This window comes from Amycolatopsis sp. NPDC054798 (assembly GCF_053611505.1).
In genome coordinates, this window is record NZ_JBSHAM010000007.1 from 68,279 (window position 1) to 84,285 (window position 16,007).

Here is a 16,007-nt window from a genome sequence, read left to right on the forward strand (position 1 = left end):
AGTACCAGGCCCGGCACGCCGGACTCGGTCCTTCTTTTGTGGCACCTGTCCTGGCGTCGAGATGACATTTGTCCGGGGTCTCCGGCGTCGGCGCGCCATATCGTCAGCCTATGACCAACTCGGTTGCCTCTCGCTGGTCCGAAAGCCCGGTGCGGGCCTTCTTCGCTCGCGTCGGAACACCGCGCCGTCCGGTGTTGACCGGCGCGGTGTTCCTCGTGACCGCAGCCGTGCTCGTCGCCCAGCTGGCGGACCCGTCCCTCTTCGACCGTTTCAAGCGCGACGCCACCGCGATCGACGCCGGGGAGTGGTGGCGGCTGCTGACCGGCATGTTCTTCCAGGACGGCAAGCTGCTCGGCGGGATTTTCAACCTGGTCGCGCTCGCCGTGGTGGGCCTGTTCGCGGAATGGTGCCTCGGCCGGGTGGCCTGGTTCGTCCTGTACTTCGGATGCGGGCTGTTCGGCCAGTTCCTCAGCTACGTCTGGCTGAACCCGGTGGGGGCGGGGAACTCGATGTGCGTCGCCGGACTGCTCGGCGCGCTCGCGGCCGTCGTGTGGCGGGCGCGCGACGCCGAGCCGCCGCAAGCGCTGTACCTCGCCGCGCTCCTGCTCGTGCCGCTGGCCGTGCTCGACACGGTGCTGCACGACAACCACGGTGCCCCCGCACTGCTCGGAATCGTGCTGGGGCTGCTGGTCACCGGTTTCGGTAAAGGTCGCGCAGCAGCAGGATCTCCGCGCAGTGATGGATCATCTCTCGGTTGATGTGCAAGACCAGCGCGGCCATCGACAGCTCCGCGTACGGTCCTTCAGCCGGACCGCACGGGCGAGCCAACGCTTCGGCGTCGAGACTGCGTACCCCGGCGATCCAGGTCGCGTACGCGTCGTCGAGCTGCTTCAGTGCTTCGTCGGCAGTGCCCGCGTACGGGAAGTCCTGATAGGACACCGGCGGCCCGCCGAAGTGCGACGCGGAGCGCATGCCCAGCACGCCCGGGATGATGTGGGCCAGCCGCCACGCGATCGTGGTCACCGGGGGCGGAGTCGGCTCCGGGAACGAGAAATCGACGGTGAAGTCGCCGGTGCCCGGGTCGTTCTCGCTCGTGCGGGGGTGCACCGTCCAGCAGTTCGCGACCGGCTGCCAGAAGTACTCGTCGTCGGTGAGCCCGTCCAGCTTCGGGCGCACGTGGTTCTGCCAGTGCCAGTCGAGTTGCTCAGTCAGTTCGTTGGTCCAGTCGTTGGTCATGCAGGCACGGTAAGCCGGTCCGCGGACAGCTGCTGTCCTCATTCCGGGGGCATTGCCGACGTGACCGAGCCCACCTGGGACGATGGTGGCAAAAGCGCTCATTCGCCTGGAGGTCGTAGGTGGCCAATCCCACCGGTCCGGTACTCGTCATGGACTTCGGGGCGCAGTACGCGCAGCTGATCGCCCGTCGCGTGCGCGAGGCGCAGGTCTTCTCCGAGGTCGTGCCGTCCAGCGCGACCGTCGAGGAGCTGCTGGCCAAGAACCCGTCCGCGATCATCCTGTCCGGCGGCCCGTCGAGCGTGTACGCCGAGGGTGCCCCGGCGATGGACCCGAAGCTGGTCGAGGCCGGCGTGCCGATCCTCGGTATCTGCTACGGCCACCAGCTGCTCGCCCGCGCGCTCGGCGGCGTCGTCGAGCCGACCGGCGTGCGCGAGTTCGGCCGTACTGACGTGCGGATCGTTGGCGAGGGCGGCGTCCTGCACACCGGGCTGCCCGGCCACCAGACGGCGTGGATGAGCCACAACGACAGCGTCACCAAGGCTCCCGAGGGCTCGGTCGTCACGGCCAGCTCCGACGGTGCCGAGGTCGCCGGTTTCGAGGACGTCGAGCGGCGTTTCGCGGGCGTGCAGTACCACCCGGAGGTGGCGCACTCGCCGCACGGGCAAGAGGTGCTGCGCCGGTTCCTGTACGACATCGCCGGTGTCCAGCCCGGGTGGACCACTTCGTCCATTGTGGACGAACAGGTCGCTGCGATCGCCGCGCAGATCGGCGAGGGGCGGGCGATCTGCGGCCTGTCCGGCGGCGTCGACTCGGCGGTCGCGGCCGCGCTCGTGCAGCGCGCCATCGGCGACCGGCTGACCTGCGTGTTCGTGGACCACGGCCTGCTACGGGCAGGGGAGCGCACCCAGGTCGAGCGCGATTTCGTGGCCGCGACCGGCGTCAATCTGGTCACCGTGGACGCGCGCGAGCGGTTCCTGAACGCGCTGGCCGGCGTCACCGACCCGGAGCAGAAGCGCAAGATCATCGGCCGCGAGTTCATCCGCGTGTTCGAGCAGGCCGAACGCGACCTGAAGGCACAGGGCGACTACCGGTTCCTCGTGCAGGGCACGCTGTACCCGGATGTCGTCGAGTCCGGCGGCGGCGAGGGCACCGCGAACATCAAGAGCCACCACAACGTCGGCGGCCTGCCTGACGACCTGCAGTTCGAACTGGTCGAACCGCTGCGGCTGCTGTTCAAGGACGAGGTCCGCCGGGTCGGGCTCGAACTGGGGCTGCCGGAGACGATCGTGCAGCGCCAGCCGTTCCCCGGACCGGGCCTCGGCATCCGGATCATCGGCGAGGTGACCGCGGACCGGTTGGAGACCCTGCGCGAGGCCGACGCGATCGCCCGCGAAGAACTCACCGCGGCCGGGCTGGACCAGGAGATCTGGCAGTGCCCGGTGGTGTTGCTCGCGGACGTCCGCAGCGTCGGCGTCCAGGGCGACGGACGCACGTATGGTCACCCGATCGTGCTGCGCCCGGTGTCGTCGGAGGACGCGATGACCGCGGACTGGACGCGGCTGCCGTACGAGGTGCTGGAGCGGATCTCGACCCGGATCACGAACGAGGTGTCCGAGGTCAACCGCGTGGTACTGGACGTGACGAGCAAGCCGCCAGGCACCATCGAATGGGAATGACATGAAAAACGGGGCCCCTTCCGGGGCCCCGTTTTTTGTTTCAGGGACGTCGTTTGCGGAACGACGCGCCGAGCATCAGGATCCCGCAGAACACCGCGCCGCCCGCGATGATCCAGCGGAAGTCGAAGGTCGGCAGCCAGCTGGAGCCGTCGGTGAGGACGTAGCCGGACACCAGCAGCGTCGCGACCCCGACGACCAGCGTGATCCAGTCGACCCCGCGGCGGCGAGCCGGCGCTTCGGGCTCGTCGTAGGAGTAAGGGTTCTCAGCCACGGCGCACCTCCACCTGGCCCACGCCGTTGGTGACGTGGAGCGTGATCTTCTGTCCGCCGACGTTGTCGTCGCCGTTGTCGGTCCCGGTGATGGCCGGCTGGCCGACCCCGTTGGACGTGCGGTTCAGGCAGTCGACCTCACCGGCGGTGTTCTCGCAGGTGAACGTCACGTCCGCGGTGCGCGGAACGATGACCTCGGTGTTGCCCGCGCCGTTGGAGACCGTCGTGGTGATCGGGTCGCTCGCGGGCAGCTGGGTCAGGTCGATCTTCATGTTCCCGGCCGCGTGCCGGTACACCGGCTGCAGTTCGGCCACCGTACGCGGGGTGGCGGACAGGTCGCCCATGCCGCCGCGGACGTCGAGGTTGTCGAACGTGCTGGTCGTGAGCACCATCCCGGCGACCGACAGCGGAATCGCCAGCCCGATCAGCCCGCGAGCGCCGCGAGCGAACGCCCCGGCCACGAGCCCGACACCCAGCACGGCGAGCGTCATGCCGATGATGTGCCGCAGCGAGAACCAGTCGAACCCGTTCAGCGAGAGGGCGACGCCGACTCCGGCCACGATCACCGCGACCCCGAACGTGGCAGCCCCGATCTTGGACCGCCGCCGCGGCGGCTTCGGCGCGTAGTCGTTGTAGTCGCCGGTCGGCGGAGGCGGCGGTGACGGCGCCGCCGGATCAGGCAGATCCCAGCCCGCCGGGTCGGCGGCCAGCGGATCCCAGCCCGGTGCCGCCGCCGCGGGAGTCGGGGTGTCGCTGTTCATCGTGAAAGCTCCGGTTCCGGAAGCGGTTCCGTCCGCCGCGAACGCGACGACCGGCGCCGGTCGGTTGTCCTGCCCGCGGCTGCGATGCAGGAGATAGAGGGCCGTGGCGAGCAACGCGAACCCGATCAGGCCGCCGCCGTCGAACCAGCCGCCGCCGAACGTCCACCCGACAACCGGAATCAACGCGACAGTCAAGACGGCCGCGAAAGCCTTCGTCATGGTCGACCGGCCCCGCCCGATCAACGCCTCGAAGCCGGAAACCTCGTCGCCGTCGGAGGGGAAGAACAGCCACCCGAGCAGGTAAAGCACCAGCCCGAACCCCCCGAAAACGGTCGCCGCCGCCAACGCGACCCGAATCACCACGGGATCGATCCCGTAGCGGTCCCCCAGTCCAGCCGCGACCCCCGCGACCTTCCGACCCGAGAGCGGCCGCCGAGGCCTGCTGGCCCAGAAGTCCTTGACGGTCTCCTCGAACCCGTTCAGCGGGTTCGTCCGCGGAGGCCGCACGTCGTTCGCACCACTCATGCCTTACAGCATGGTCGACATCGGGGAGGGGCACATCGGGGAAGGTCCCTGAGGTTATCCCCGAGATGGGCCCTGGGGTGTGCGGTCAGGGCTTGGGGAGGAGCGGGTCCAGCTTGGTAGCCAGGCTTTCAGCGGCTTTACACGCTACGTCCGTGTCGCTGCCGTTAGTGACATCGAGAATCGCGCGAGAAGTAGTCGCGACGGCCAACTTGATCACGCATGATCCACTCGAACCGAGTGGTTCACGCTCCTCGATCAGCGGGCGGCCATTGACATTGCCTGAATGGGCTTTGCTGGGGTTGGCGATGTTGTCTGTGTAGCGTTGACCGTCCTGCAAGGTAAGGCCGACAACGCCAGCGTCCGGGCCGTCTCCTGGCTTCTGGGTGACGCAGGAGCGTTTCGAATCAGCGACCGAGGGAATCGCCTTCGGGTAGCCGCGGCCAGTCAGGATCTGATCCAGCAGGGCGCACTGGTTCCTCGCGGCGAAGGGGTTCCCGGGTGACGACGGTGCAGGCGGGGCAGTTGTGTGACGTGCTTCCGCAGCGCCATCGATGGGTTTGTCGCACGCGACCATCAGCACTGTGACCGTGCTGAGCAGGAGCAGGATTCTAGGGCTTCGCGATGTGGTGATCAGTTGACCTGCCGGGTCCACCTGATTGCGACGCCAGGCTCCAAATCTTCACTTCTTCGGGAGAAGGGGCTCAAGCTTGCTGGCTAAATCTTCCGTAGTCTTGCACGAGGCAGCTGTATCCGTGCCGCCGGTGACGTCGAGAACTGCGCGCGAATTGGGCTCGACTGCCAAAAATATTGAGCACTGGCCGTTGGACCTCAAGGGCTCGGGATCTTCAACAAACGGTCGGCCGTTGAGCTTTCCGCTGCGAGCCTTGCTGGGATTTTGAATGTCGTCGGTGTATCGCTGACCTTCTTGAAGAATTAGCGATACGACAGTGAAGTTGGCGTCCTTGCCGCCCTGGGAAGCGCAGGATCGCTTCGATTGCGCCTCCATGGGGGTTGCTTTCGGGTACCCTCTTCCGCTGAGAATCTGATCCAAGAGGGCGCATTGGTTGCGCGTGGAAAAGGGGTTTTCGGGCGCGCCGGAAGAGGGGGGAGCGGCTGAGGGCGCTGGTGTGCTCGGCGATGCTTCGCCGTTGACGGAATTGTTGCACGAAACTAGGGCTGCCGACGTGATGCCGAGCGCCAGAAGGAGTCCGAGGGTTCGTAGCTGTTTCACTTATTGTCAAGTTTCTTGTTCAACTCCGCGAAGGAGACAGAATGTGCGTGTTCTGTTTCTCGGTAGTTCTTGCGGGCGATATTGATAGCTTGCAATGCGGCGTCCACGGCGTCTCGCATTAGCACAAGGTTCGGCAGCATTGCGTCGTCGCCGACGCTTGCCACCTGAACGTTGAAATTCGCGACAGCTACGCCGTAGTCGAAATTTCCCATTCTTGCAGGGACGGAAAGCGCGTGCAGTTCGGCAATCATATTATTGTAGCCGTCAATAAAAAAATTACAGGCCTTCAGGTAGGCGTTGAAGCCGGCTTCATTGACCGCGAGCGATCCATTCTGCGCCAAGGTTTTCAGGGTGTTCCCGGCGTTCTTCATCTTCTGCGCGGCGTCGTGGCTTCCGGGCCCGTCGGTGAACCCAGCCAAAAAGTCGTTGGCCGCCGTGCCTGCGGCAGGAGTGCTTTCGGTTGGTCGGGCCTGGTCCCACTCGAATCCAGTCATCGACTGCTCCTGTGTCTAAGTCTGCGCGCTAGGGGTGAAAGACCGCGGCGAGCACGGCGAGGATCGAGTACTGGTCAACCGCCGAGAACCGGAGGAGTGATCTTCTCCCCGTCCGGCCCCCGCTCCGGCTTGACCTCGAAGACCTCGTCCGGATCGACCTGCGTCGGGATCTTGTTCTTGTGTTCCTTGTCCTCTTCCTTCTTCTTCCCCGCACCCGCCGCGCCAGCGCCAGCGCCCGCAGCACCAGGCTTTCCGCCCTTCCCAGCGTTCGCGGCGGCAGTAGCCCCGCGCTCAAGCCGTTCGGCAGCACCCTTACCGCCGGACTCGCCCGGCTTCCCGGCACCACCCGAACCAGCAGCACCACCAGTCACCCGACCACCAGCACCACCCCGGCCAGCACCGCCACCCGAGCGGCTGCGCGGCGTCTCCTCCGCAGGATTTCCGACACCGCCCCCGCCCAGTGCAAGCCCCTCGGGCGACAGACGGCCGAGCGGACCGGGCGTGGTCCGAACGTTGTTGCCACCAGTCAAACCAGGGTTGCTGAGCGGCCCAGTACCAGTATTGATGCCCGGCCCAGGGGTATACGGCACCCCGGCCGCGGGAACCCCGGGATTCCCCACAGACGGCGGGCCGAAAGTATTGGCCGCAGGACCGCCCAACGGCGGATTCGTGCCAGTGAAGCCAGGGCCGCCAGTAACCGGTCCACCAGGACCACCAGGCCCGACATAAGGCCCGCTAGAAGCCCCACCCGGCACAGTCACCGGCGCGGCACTGCTCGCATGCGTGCTGTCGTTGTTCATCTGCGGCGGCGGCGAATAAACCGGCTGCGTAGTAGAAGTCTCGTGATAAGTGGCGTCCAGCCCGTGCATCACCTGAACCGCCTGCTGATGCGCCGCGTCCGCCTGTTGCTGCTTGGCCGCCACGTCGTTCAACGCGATCACACCCTGCAACGGGTTGCCGTTCTGGAACTGCTCGGTCGCCTTGGCCATCTCGGCCTTCTGGTTAAACCCAGTCGGCTCCGGCATGTTCTTGTGCGCGTAATCGGCCGCCGCGGACTGTTGCGAGTAGCGGTTCGACACCAGCTGCATCGCGTTGCCGGTCTTCTCCGTGTGCTCGGCCGTGCTCTGGAAGAACGAATGAGCTTTCGCCGCGGCCTCGCCCTGCCACTCGGCGCCCGCGGTGCTGGCCGCCTCGCGGAACTGGTTGGACGCGTCCGCGAGCCAGTTGCCGTAGGTGTTCGTCACGCGGCTGCGGTCGTTGATGCTCTCCAGATTCAAGCCCTGGTTGACCATCTTGTGCAGGTCTTCGTGGCTGTACGACGCGTAATTCGCGTCCGGAGCCGGTGCGTCGCCGCGGGTTTGCTGTCCCTGGAGCAGCTGCTGGCCCTGCTGAACCGAGTACTGCGAAGCATCCCGCTCAGTGGCGCTGCGCGTCTCCGGCGAGTCCACGCCGACCGAAAAAACCTGGTGCACGTTCTGCGTCCGGGCGTAGTAATCGCCTGCGGACTCGACGTGCTCCGCGCGATGCTGCTCGGTCATCCGGCCTCCCCGCCCCGTGTACGCACTGTGATCGCTCGCCCCCTGCATCGTACCGAGTCCCGGGCAGCGGCAGGGAGGTTCGCGGAATTTCCCCGCACCGGCCATCTGGGGGAATGGATCAGGGCCTTCCCCGATGTCCACGCCGCTTCCGCGTGTGACGATGGGACTCGTGCAGGACTTTCTCGACATCAGTGCCCCAGGGCGGGTGTCCTCGACCGCTGAGGAGCCCTCGGCACTTGTGTCCGCCCAGGCGATGGAGGTCGCCGAACCCGAATCGCGGCCCAAGATGTTCCGGCGACGGTCCGGGCGGGCCGTCGCGGGCGTCGCGAGCGGGCTCGCCGACCACCTCGGGGTTCCGGTCGTCTGGGTACGCGTCGTCTTCGCGGTGCTGGCCGCGCTCAACGGGGCGGGCCTGCTCGCCTACGGCCTGCTCTGGGTGTTCGTGCCGCAGAGCTCCGAGGAAAGCGAGACCGCTCCCAAGCCTCGCGACCGCCAGCAGGCGTACGGGCTGATCGCGCTCGGCATCGGCCTCGCGATCGCCAGCAGCACGCTCACCGGTGCCATCCGCGGCTGGGTCGCGGTGCCGCTCGCGCTCGCCGCGCTCGGTGCGGCGGTCGTCTGGCGGGAGGCGGACGAGTCGCAGCGGCGGCGCTGGCGCGTCGGGGCCCGCGACGGCCTGGTCGGGGAGGGCGGCCGGCTCTCGGCGATCGTCCGGATCCTCGCCGGGGTCGCGCTGGTGGCCACCGGCATCGGCTTCGTCGTGTTCGCCAGCGGCGACTTCGACCAGGTCAAATTCGCTCTGATCGCGGTGATCGCGACGCTGATCGGCGTCGCCGTGCTCACCATTCCGTTCTGGCTGCGGCTGGTCCGCGACCTCGGCGAGGAACGCCAGGCCCGCATCCGCACCGACGAACGCGCCGAGATCGCCGCGCACCTGCACGACTCCGTCCTGCAGACCCTCGCGCTGATCCAGCGTCAGGCCGACCAGCCCGCCGAGGTCGCCCGTCTCGCCCGCGGCCAGGAACGCGAGCTGCGCGGCTGGCTGTACGGCCCCGGCGGCTACGGCAAACCCAGCGAAAAGCGGACCAAAGAAGAGGAAGAGGGCACCCGGCAGCAGCTGTCCGAGGCGCTCGCCGCGGCGTGCGGCGAGGTCGAGGACCAGTTCGCGATCTCGGTCGGCCAGGTCGTGGTCGGCGACGCCGAGCTGAACCCGCCGCTCACCGCGCTGGTGCAGGCCGCCCGCGAGGCGATCGTGAACGCGGCCAAGCACGCCGGCGTCGACGAGGTCAGCGTGTTCGCCGAGGTCGAGCCCACCGAGGTCACCGTGTTCGTGCGCGACCGCGGCAAGGGCTTCGACCCCGAGGTCGTGCCCGCCGACCGGCACGGCCTCGCCGACTCGATCCGCGGCCGGATGGAACGCCACGGAGGCACCTGCAAGCTGCGCACCGCGCCCGGCGAAGGCACCGAAGTCCAGCTCGCCATGCCGGTCAAAGCGAGCAAAGGGGTGGCATGACCTCGCTATGCTCGAGGCAGGCGAAGCGAGGGAGTGGGCAGTCGTGACGGAGAGCCAGCGGGAACCGGTCAAGGTCTTCCTCGTGGACGACCACGCGTTGTTCCGCGCGGGAGTGCGCACGGAGCTGGATTCGATCACCGACGAGGTGCGGGTGGTCGGCGAGGCCGGGTCGGTCGCCGACGCGGTCGCCGGCATCGCGCGCACCCGTCCGCAGGTCGTGCTGCTCGACGTCCACATGCCCGACGGCGGCGGTGCCGAGGTGCTCCGCCGCGTGCGCCCGGAGCTGCCGGACGTCGTCTTCCTCGCGCTGTCGGTGTCCGACGCCGCCGAGGACGTCATCGCGGTGATCCGCGCCGGTGCGCGCGGGTACGTCACCAAGACGATCTCGTCGAAGGAACTCGTCCGCGCGGTGGTCCGGGTGGCCGACGGCGACGCGGTGTTTTCCCCGCGCCTGGCCGGTTTCGTCCTCGACGCCTTCGCCGACCGTCCCGGCTCCGCGCCGATCAACGACCCCGAACTCGACCTGCTCACCCCGCGCGAGCGCGACGTCCTGCGCCTGCTCGCCCGCGGGTACGCGTACAAGGAAATCGCGTCCGAGCTGTTCATCTCGGTGAAGACGGTCGAGACGCACGTGTCGAGCGTCCTGCGCAAGACCCAGCTGTCGAACCGCTACGAGCTGTCCCGCTGGGCCTCCGACCGCCGCCTCGTCTAAGCCGGAGTCAGTTCCTCTTCCGGGGCCGCCGCCGGTTTGCGCTGCAACCGGGTCAGCGCGACGCCGAGCAGCACCACGACCATGCCCGCGATCACGCGCAGATTCAGCTGCTCGTGCAAGAAAACCGCGCCCAGCAACACCGACACCACCGGCAGCAGATAGCCGACCACGGACGCGGCCACCGCGCCTTCGCTCGCCAGCAATTGGTAGTTGAGCGCGAACGCGATCCCGGTCGAACCGAGGCCGAGGATCACCATCGCGATCACCGCGACCGGGCTCAGGTGCACCGGCGTGAAGCCGCCGAACGGCATGGCCAGCACCAGGAAACCAGTGGCCAGCAGCATCTGCCCGGCAGCGATCGCGTACGGCGAGGAGCTGGTGTTGGACAGGTACCGGCCTTCGTAGACGAACGCGAACCCGTAGCTCGCCGCGGCGGCGAGGCAGGCCAGCGCGCCCCAGCTGAGCAGCCCGGACGCCTGCCACGGCGCGAAAATCAGCAGGATTCCGCCGAGCCCGATCACCAGTCCGGCGATCCGCGTCGCGTTCATCCGGCTCGACGCTCCGAGGAACGGTGCCGCCACGAGCACCCAGAGCGGGGTGGTGGAGTTCAGCACCCCGGTGATGCCGGAGTCCACAGTGGTCTCGCCGACCGCGAAAAGCAGGAACGGCAAGGCATTGTGGAAGAACGCCGCGACGAGCAGGTGACCCCAGGTGCTCCGCTGTGCCGGGAGGCTCCGTCGGCCGATCAGGCACAGCGCCAGCAGCACCGCCGCGCCGAGCACGAGCCGCGCGAGCACCAGCTGCACCGGTGAAAACGCTTCCAGCCCCAGTTTGATCCAGAAAAAACTCGAACCCCACATCAACGCGAGCGCCGCGATCCTCAGCAGCGTCTTCGTCTCGCCCACCCCAGGTTCCTCCTTCTCTTCATCAGCCAGCTTCGCCGGGGTGAGGTGTAAGAACAAGCGAAAATAACTGCAGGGACGATTAAGCAAAGCTGTAGGATCGCGGCCATGCTCGATGTACGGCGCATGCAGGTGCTGCGCGCGGTGATCACGAGCGGTTCGATCACTGCCGCGGCGAGGAATCTCGGGTACACCCCGTCGGCGATCAGCCAGCAGCTGGCGGTGCTCGAACGCGAAGCGGGAACGCCGTTGCTGGAACGCGTCGGCCGCGGCGTCCAGCCGACCCCGGCGGGAACGCTGCTGTCCGAACACGCCGAGACGCTCAGCGCGGAGCTAGCCCGCGCCGAAGCCGCGCTGACCGAGCTGAAGGAAGGCCGCACCGGCAAGCTCGCGATCCGCTACTTCGCCACAGCGGGCGCGACGATGGTGCCGTACGCGGTGGCAGCGCTGCGTCGCGAACACCCCGGCGTATGGCTCGATCTCAAGCTCATCGATCCGGGCGACCCGCTCCCCGAGGTCGAGGAAGGCCGCGCTGACCTGGCGATCATCGTGTATCCGCGCTCGTCGTACCCGCGCCGGGACATCGAGCTGGTGCCGTTGCTGGACGACCCGTACCGCGCGGTGTTGCCTCGGGCGCACCGGCTGGCCCGCAAACGCGTCCTCGACCTGGCCGACCTAGCCGATGAACCGTGGGTCGGCGTCGACCCGATCCCCGGCGCGTGCCGGGCGATCCTGGAAGGCGCCTGCGCGTCGGCCGGTTTCCACCCGAACGTCGTGGTCGAGTCCGAGGACTATCCGTCGGCGCAGGGCTTCATCGCCGCCGGACTCGGCGTCGGGCTGGTCCCGGAGCTGGGGCTGGGCACGCCGCATCCGGGCGTGGTGGTGCGCCGCGTCCGGAATCCGCAGCCGAGCAGGCACATCCACGCCGCGGTGGCCAGCAGGGTCGCGGGCAGCCCGGCCGTGCAGACCTTCCTCGCCGCCATGCAAGAGGCGACCGAGAACGTCGCCTGACCCGCCGCTCAGACGAACAGCAGCTGCGAAACGCCGACCCCGATCAGGATCGCGCACAGGATCGCCGCGACGGTGAGGATGATCCGCCGCCGTGCAGCTGCCTTCTCGCGAGCAGCAGCCTGTGCGGACGCGGCCTGCTGCGCCGGCGTGGGCGTGTACCGGGCGGTCGGCTGCATCGCTTGCTGCATTGGCTGTGCCGGCGCGGGAGCCTGCGGCACCTGCTGGACCGGAAGCTGCATGAGCGGAGCCGGTTGCTGCGCGGGCATCGGCTGCTGCGGCGGCAGAATTTGCTGGGTGGCTTCCGGCAGGATCTGCTGGGTGGCTTCCGGCTGGTTGGGCGGCTGCGTCGGAATCGGCCGCGACGCTGGAAGGGTCGGCAGCGCGGGCGCGGTCGGCGGAATGAACGCGGTCTGCTCACGCCCGACGGTGATCGCCTTCAGCGCGTGCACGGTGTCGTCCATGGTCGGCCGGGCCGCCGGGTCGGCGCGCAGCATCTTCTGCAACGCCCCGGCGAGCGGGCCCGCGTTCTCCGGCGGCCGCTCCGGGGATCGACCGTCGTCGCCGAACGGCGGCACGCCTTCGACCGCCGTGTACAGCGTCGCGCCCAGCGAAAACACGTCCGCCGCTGCCGACGGAGGCGCGCCACGGGTGACTTCGGGCGCCCGGTAAGCGGCGTGCGGACCGCCGCCGGTGATGCCGATGTCGGTGAGCTTGACGCTGCCGTCGTCCGCCAGCAGCACCGTGTTCGGTTCCAGCGTGCGATGGACGATGCCCGCCGAGTGGATCGACGCCATCGCGTCGCCGAGCTGGATGCCCAGGAACGCGGCCTGTTCCGGGGTGAGGCGGCCGTGCTCGGCGAGGAACACCGACATCCCGCGCGACGGGATGTACTCCATCACCAGCCACACGTCCTGGCCGTCGGGCAGCACGTCGTACACCGTGATCGCGCACGGATGGTCGATCCGGGCCGCGGCCTTGCCCTCTTCCATCGCCATCGCGCGGGCCTGTTCGGCGCGCTCCGGCGGCAGGCCGACGGGCAGGTACATGCGTTTGACGGCGACGGTCCGGAACAGCCGCGTGTCGAACGCGAGCCACACGATGCCCGCGCGACCGCGCCCGATCGGCTGGTCGAGCCGGTACCGCTCCCCGACGATGCTGCCTTCTGAACTCAATGCTGTCCCTGAATCGCTTAGCTGGTCGGACCCGTCGGCGGCGCGGCCGACGAGGTTTCCGACTGCTGTGGCTTGGACTCCGACGGCTTCGTCGGAGACACCCGCGTCTTCGACGGCTGCTCCTGCGTCGGAGTGTCCTCCGCACTAGTAGACCGCCGCGAGTGCCGCGTCGACTGGGTCTCGCGGGTCCCGCTTTCCCGGAAAGACGTAGGCGGGGACGTAGTGGTTGCTTCCGAAGGCGGCTGTGTGACGGACGTCGGCGCGACCGCGGACGACGAAGCAGGCGGCGCGGGCTGCGAAGCGTCGGGCGGATTGCCTGGAGTCAGCAGCCACACGCCGAGCGCGACCAGGCCGACGACCACGACACCGCCGATGAGCGCGGGCTTCTTCCAAGCACCGGGCTTCTCGTCCTCGTCGTCCTCGGGCGCGGTCTGCACCCGGGTCCGCGGGGCTGGTTCCTCGTCGTACGCGTCGTCCTCATAGCGGTCCGGCACCGGGACCGCGCGAGTGGCGGCGAGGCCGTTGCGGCTCGGGTCGCCGTAGAGCGGCGGCTCCTGATAGCCGCCCTGCTGGTAATCGTGGTCGTCGTAGTCGTTCTCCGGGTAGCCGGAGCCCTGCGGATACGGGTCCTCGTCGTAGTACTGCTGCGCGCTCGGGTCGTATTGCTGGGTGACACTGGGGTCGTCGAGCAGCGTGCCGGAGTGGCTGGCCTGCTCGTCGTCGTGCAGCAGACCGGCCGCCCCGCCCGCCGCGCCCAGCGCAGCCGCGCCGAGGGTGCCCGAGGACGAGGCCATCAACGTCTCGTCGGCCGGACCGCCGAGCGGGGTCTCGCCGCGCGCGACCGCGGCCAGCAGCTCCTCGCATTCGTCGGCGGTGGGCCGATGCTGGGTCTCCGGGTGCAGCAGCACCGCGAGGACGCTCGCCAGCGGACCGGACTGCCGCGGCGGGTTGATCTGTCCCGCGGCGACCGCGTGCAGCAGGCTCAGCGTGTTCTCGGACAGGCCGAACGGCGGCTGGCCCTCGCAGGCGGCGTAGAGCGTGGAGCCGAGAGAGAAGACGTCCGACTCGGGGCCGGGGTCGCCGCCGATCGCGACCTCAGGAGCCAGATAGGCCGGGGTGCCGGCGATCATCCCGGTCTTGGTGACCGTGACGTCGTCCTTGGCGCGCGAGATGCCGAAGTCGGTGATCTTCACGGTGCCGTTGCCGGCGAGCAGGATGTTGCCCGGCTTGATGTCGCGGTGCACGATGCCGACCGCGTGCGCCTCGCGCAGTGCGGCGGCGATCTGCGCGCCGATCCGCGCGACCTCCAGCGGCGGCAAGGTGCCCTTCTCCTGCAGCACCTGCGCCAGGCTGGTGGAAGCCAGGTATTCCATGATCAGGCACGGCTGGCCGTTGTCGTCGGTAACGACATCGAACACGGTGATCGCGTTCGGATGGTGCAGCCGGGCGGCGATCCGGCCCTCGCGCATGGTGCGCTGCCGGGCGTCCTCCGCCTCGTGGTTCTCCAGCCCTGGCTGGAGAAGCAGTTGCTTGATGGCGACCGTACGGCCCAGCACCTCGTCGTGGGCGCGCCAGACGGCCCCCATCGCGCCGGAACCGATCTTCCCGACGATCCGGTACCGGCCGGCGACCAGACGACCCTCGTCGCTCACGCGACCTCCCTTTGGGGCTCCGACTTCGCAGGGCGGGACTTGTCTACCCCAAAGGGGTGAGTTCGAACCCGCCGCAGCACCGGAGCGTAGGCACCTGCTGTGGACCGTGTGCCGGTTTTGCCGAGACCGACCCGTGACAAGGCTAGGCGCTCACTCTGCGCACACGCACGCGGCACGCTTGCGGTGTCCAGGCATAACCACGTTCGCGCAGGTCAGGAGTAGACCGCGGACAGTACGCGAGCCTGGGAGATCACATCCTGCTCGACGACCTCGAACAATTGGGTCACGCGCAAGAGGGTTCCGTCGGCCTGGTGGACCAGCGCCACGGCGAAGACCGAACCGTCGTCCTGGACGTGCAATTCCTGGACGTCGATCGAGTCGGCCCCGCTCCACGCGCGGACCAGATCGCCCGTTTCGCCGCGCGCGACGCTCGGAGTCAGCAGCGAAAGCGCGCTCTCCGGCTGGTGGTCGATCGAGGCGTAGAACTTGCGCACCGCTTCGAGCTTCACCGGGTTCGGCGCGGCCGCCGACGAGGTAGCGGACTTCTTGTGCGACTCCGCCGAGGACGGCGCGCTCGGCGCGGCCGACGACGACGTGCCGGAGGTGGTTTCCGGAGTCGTGGCACCCGAACTCGACGGCGTCGTGGCCGCGGAGCCGGTGCGCTTGGACTGCGTCGTGCTTTCGCTCTGCCCCGACGTCGCGCCGCCGGACGAGTGGAGCTTGCGCTGCTGCGGCACAGCCTGGCCGCCGAGCGCTGCCGCGCCGCTGAACCCGGCCGGCATCGCGGTTTCCCCGGCGACCGGCACGGTGGGCCGCGGGCCGCCGCTGAGCAGCGAGGCGGTGACGACGGCGCCGGCGACGAGCGCGCCCGCCCCGACGAGCCCGGCCAGCTTCGCGCGGCGGGCGAGCTTGCTTTCGGGTTCTTCGACGGGTTCCTCGGTCCGGACGACCGGGCGGCGGGTGCGCGGCGGCAGGTACTTCTGCGGTTCGCGGAACACCTGCTCGAGGTACTCGCGGTCGGCTTCGGCCACGTCCTCGAGCAGTTCCGGCGGGATCACGTCCTCGACGCGCACGGCGTCGGGTTCTCGCCGGGTTCGCTGCCGTTCAAGCACGAAAATCCTCGCTCTGGGGGTTCGGGGCGGGACACGACACGGTGGCGGTGTCCCCGGGGCGGTCCGGGCAGCCGATTCGTGGTCGGCGCCGGACCTCGTAGTCGCCAGGTAACCCTGTGCCGACAGGTGGCCGCCAGACTCCGTCGCCGGAATGCCGCCGTCGTACGACGAACGGCAGCTTATGTCACCCGACCGGACGAGG

At 68.7% G+C, this 16,007-nt stretch carries 16 protein-coding genes; 5 read left to right on the forward strand and 11 right to left on the reverse strand.

Annotated features, from left to right (window positions below):
• Positions 1–110: 110 nt before the first annotated feature.
• Positions 111–758 carry a rhomboid family intramembrane serine protease gene (locus ACWGIC_RS06670; protein WP_452074908.1) on the forward strand — a complete coding sequence of 216 codons (648 nt, stop codon included), beginning with the start codon at positions 111–113 and terminating at the stop codon, positions 756–758.
• Here ACWGIC_RS06670 and ACWGIC_RS06675 read toward each other — a convergent pair.
• The gene (locus tag ACWGIC_RS06675; RefSeq protein ID WP_452074909.1) at positions 691–1,236 is read right to left on the reverse strand and encodes a DinB family protein; all 546 of its coding nucleotides are present in this window, start codon (positions 1,234–1,236) and stop codon (positions 691–693) included. The two genes, ACWGIC_RS06670 and ACWGIC_RS06675, sit on opposite strands and share 68 nt — an antisense overlap.
• Before the next feature lie 119 nt (positions 1,237–1,355).
• Here ACWGIC_RS06675 and guaA point away from each other — a divergent pair, with 119 nt between their 5' ends.
• On the forward strand, positions 1,356–2,912 hold the full coding sequence (gene guaA, locus ACWGIC_RS06680; RefSeq protein WP_452074910.1) for a glutamine-hydrolyzing GMP synthase: 1,557 nt from the start codon (positions 1,356–1,358) through the stop codon (positions 2,910–2,912).
• A 40-nt stretch (positions 2,913–2,952) separates the two neighbouring features.
• Here the strand turns inward: guaA and ACWGIC_RS06685 are convergent, their stop codons facing one another.
• The 6 genes from ACWGIC_RS06685 to ACWGIC_RS06710 all read right to left on the reverse strand — a co-directional run bounded on the left by ACWGIC_RS06685 (position 2,953) and on the right by ACWGIC_RS06710 (position 7,731).
• Positions 2,953–3,183, reverse strand: a complete 231-nt coding sequence (locus ACWGIC_RS06685) for a hypothetical protein (protein WP_037816197.1) — start codon at positions 3,181–3,183, stop codon at positions 2,953–2,955.
• The gene (locus ACWGIC_RS06690; protein WP_452074911.1) at positions 3,176–4,468 is read right to left on the reverse strand and encodes a PspC domain-containing protein; all 1,293 of its coding nucleotides are present in this window, start codon (positions 4,466–4,468) and stop codon (positions 3,176–3,178) included. The genes ACWGIC_RS06685 and ACWGIC_RS06690 overlap by 8 nt, the downstream gene beginning before the upstream one ends.
• Positions 4,469–4,553: 85 nt before the next feature.
• Complete coding sequence (locus ACWGIC_RS06695) at positions 4,554–5,048, reverse strand: hypothetical protein (protein WP_452074912.1); 495 nt, start codon at positions 5,046–5,048, stop codon at positions 4,554–4,556.
• Between the two features lie 99 nt (positions 5,049–5,147).
• Positions 5,148–5,474: a hypothetical protein gene (locus ACWGIC_RS06700; protein ID WP_452074913.1), complete on the reverse strand. Its 327-nt coding sequence runs from the start codon at positions 5,472–5,474 to the stop codon at positions 5,148–5,150.
• A 221-nt stretch (positions 5,475–5,695) separates the two neighbouring features.
• Positions 5,696–6,193 carry a hypothetical protein gene (locus ACWGIC_RS06705; protein WP_452074914.1) on the reverse strand — a complete coding sequence of 166 codons (498 nt, stop codon included), beginning with the start codon at positions 6,191–6,193 and terminating at the stop codon, positions 5,696–5,698.
• Positions 6,194–6,267: 74 nt separating this feature from the next.
• Positions 6,268–7,731: a hypothetical protein gene (locus tag ACWGIC_RS06710; protein ID WP_452074915.1), complete on the reverse strand. Its 1,464-nt coding sequence runs from the start codon at positions 7,729–7,731 to the stop codon at positions 6,268–6,270.
• A 253-nt stretch (positions 7,732–7,984) separates the two neighbouring features.
• On the opposite strand from ACWGIC_RS06710, the gene ACWGIC_RS06715 reads away from it, so the two are divergent.
• Positions 7,985–9,244, forward strand: a complete 1,260-nt coding sequence (locus ACWGIC_RS06715) for an ATP-binding protein (RefSeq protein ID WP_452074988.1) — start codon at positions 7,985–7,987, stop codon at positions 9,242–9,244.
• Positions 9,245–9,251: 7 nt separating this feature from the next.
• A complete protein-coding gene (locus ACWGIC_RS06720) occupies positions 9,252–9,956 on the forward strand; it encodes a response regulator (RefSeq protein ID WP_452074916.1) in 705 nt (234 codons plus the stop codon).
• Here ACWGIC_RS06720 and ACWGIC_RS06725 read toward each other — a convergent pair.
• Positions 9,953–10,861 carry a DMT family transporter gene (locus ACWGIC_RS06725; protein WP_452074917.1) on the reverse strand — a complete coding sequence of 303 codons (909 nt, stop codon included), beginning with the start codon at positions 10,859–10,861 and terminating at the stop codon, positions 9,953–9,955. The genes ACWGIC_RS06720 and ACWGIC_RS06725 overlap by 4 nt on opposite strands.
• A gap of 105 nt (positions 10,862–10,966) precedes the next feature.
• Here ACWGIC_RS06725 and ACWGIC_RS06730 point away from each other — a divergent pair, with 105 nt between their 5' ends.
• Positions 10,967–11,869 (forward strand): LysR family transcriptional regulator, encoded by a 903-nt coding sequence (locus ACWGIC_RS06730; protein WP_452074918.1) that lies wholly within the window; start codon positions 10,967–10,969, stop codon positions 11,867–11,869.
• A gap of 8 nt (positions 11,870–11,877) precedes the next feature.
• Here the strand turns inward: ACWGIC_RS06730 and ACWGIC_RS06735 are convergent, their stop codons facing one another.
• The 3 genes from ACWGIC_RS06735 to ACWGIC_RS06745 form a co-directional block, all read right to left on the reverse strand.
• Positions 11,878–13,041, reverse strand: coding sequence for a protein kinase domain-containing protein (locus tag ACWGIC_RS06735; protein WP_452074919.1), 1,164 nt, complete (start codon positions 13,039–13,041; stop codon positions 11,878–11,880).
• 17 nt (positions 13,042–13,058) lie between these two features.
• On the reverse strand, positions 13,059–14,693 hold the full coding sequence (locus tag ACWGIC_RS06740; protein ID WP_452074920.1) for a protein kinase domain-containing protein: 1,635 nt from the start codon (positions 14,691–14,693) through the stop codon (positions 13,059–13,061).
• A gap of 212 nt (positions 14,694–14,905) precedes the next feature.
• Positions 14,906–15,805 (reverse strand): hypothetical protein, encoded by a 900-nt coding sequence (locus ACWGIC_RS06745; protein WP_452074921.1) that lies wholly within the window; start codon positions 15,803–15,805, stop codon positions 14,906–14,908.
• Positions 15,806–16,007: the final 202 nt, after the last annotated feature.

Bases quoted from the DNA above. Each gene is read 5' to 3' on its own strand.
- ACWGIC_RS06670 (WP_452074908.1), top strand. From the start codon at position 111: ATGACCAACTCGGTTGCCTCTCGCTGGTCCGAAAGCCCGGTGCGGGCC.
- ACWGIC_RS06675 (WP_452074909.1), bottom strand. From the start codon at position 1,236: ATGACCAACGACTGGACCAACGAACTGACTGAGCAACTCGACTGGCAC.
- ACWGIC_RS06690 (WP_452074911.1), bottom strand. From the start codon at position 4,468: ATGAGTGGTGCGAACGACGTGCGGCCTCCGCGGACGAACCCGCTGAAC.
- ACWGIC_RS06700 (WP_452074913.1), bottom strand. From the start codon at position 5,474: ATGGAGGCGCAATCGAAGCGATCCTGCGCTTCCCAGGGCGGCAAGGAC.
- ACWGIC_RS06705 (WP_452074914.1), bottom strand. From the start codon at position 6,193: ATGACTGGATTCGAGTGGGACCAGGCCCGACCAACCGAAAGCACTCCT.
- ACWGIC_RS06710 (WP_452074915.1), bottom strand. From the start codon at position 7,731: ATGACCGAGCAGCATCGCGCGGAGCACGTCGAGTCCGCAGGCGATTAC.
- ACWGIC_RS06715 (WP_452074988.1), top strand. From the start codon at position 7,985: ATGGAGGTCGCCGAACCCGAATCGCGGCCCAAGATGTTCCGGCGACGG.
- ACWGIC_RS06720 (WP_452074916.1), top strand. From the start codon at position 9,252: ATGCTCGAGGCAGGCGAAGCGAGGGAGTGGGCAGTCGTGACGGAGAGC.
- ACWGIC_RS06730 (WP_452074918.1), top strand. From the start codon at position 10,967: ATGCTCGATGTACGGCGCATGCAGGTGCTGCGCGCGGTGATCACGAGC.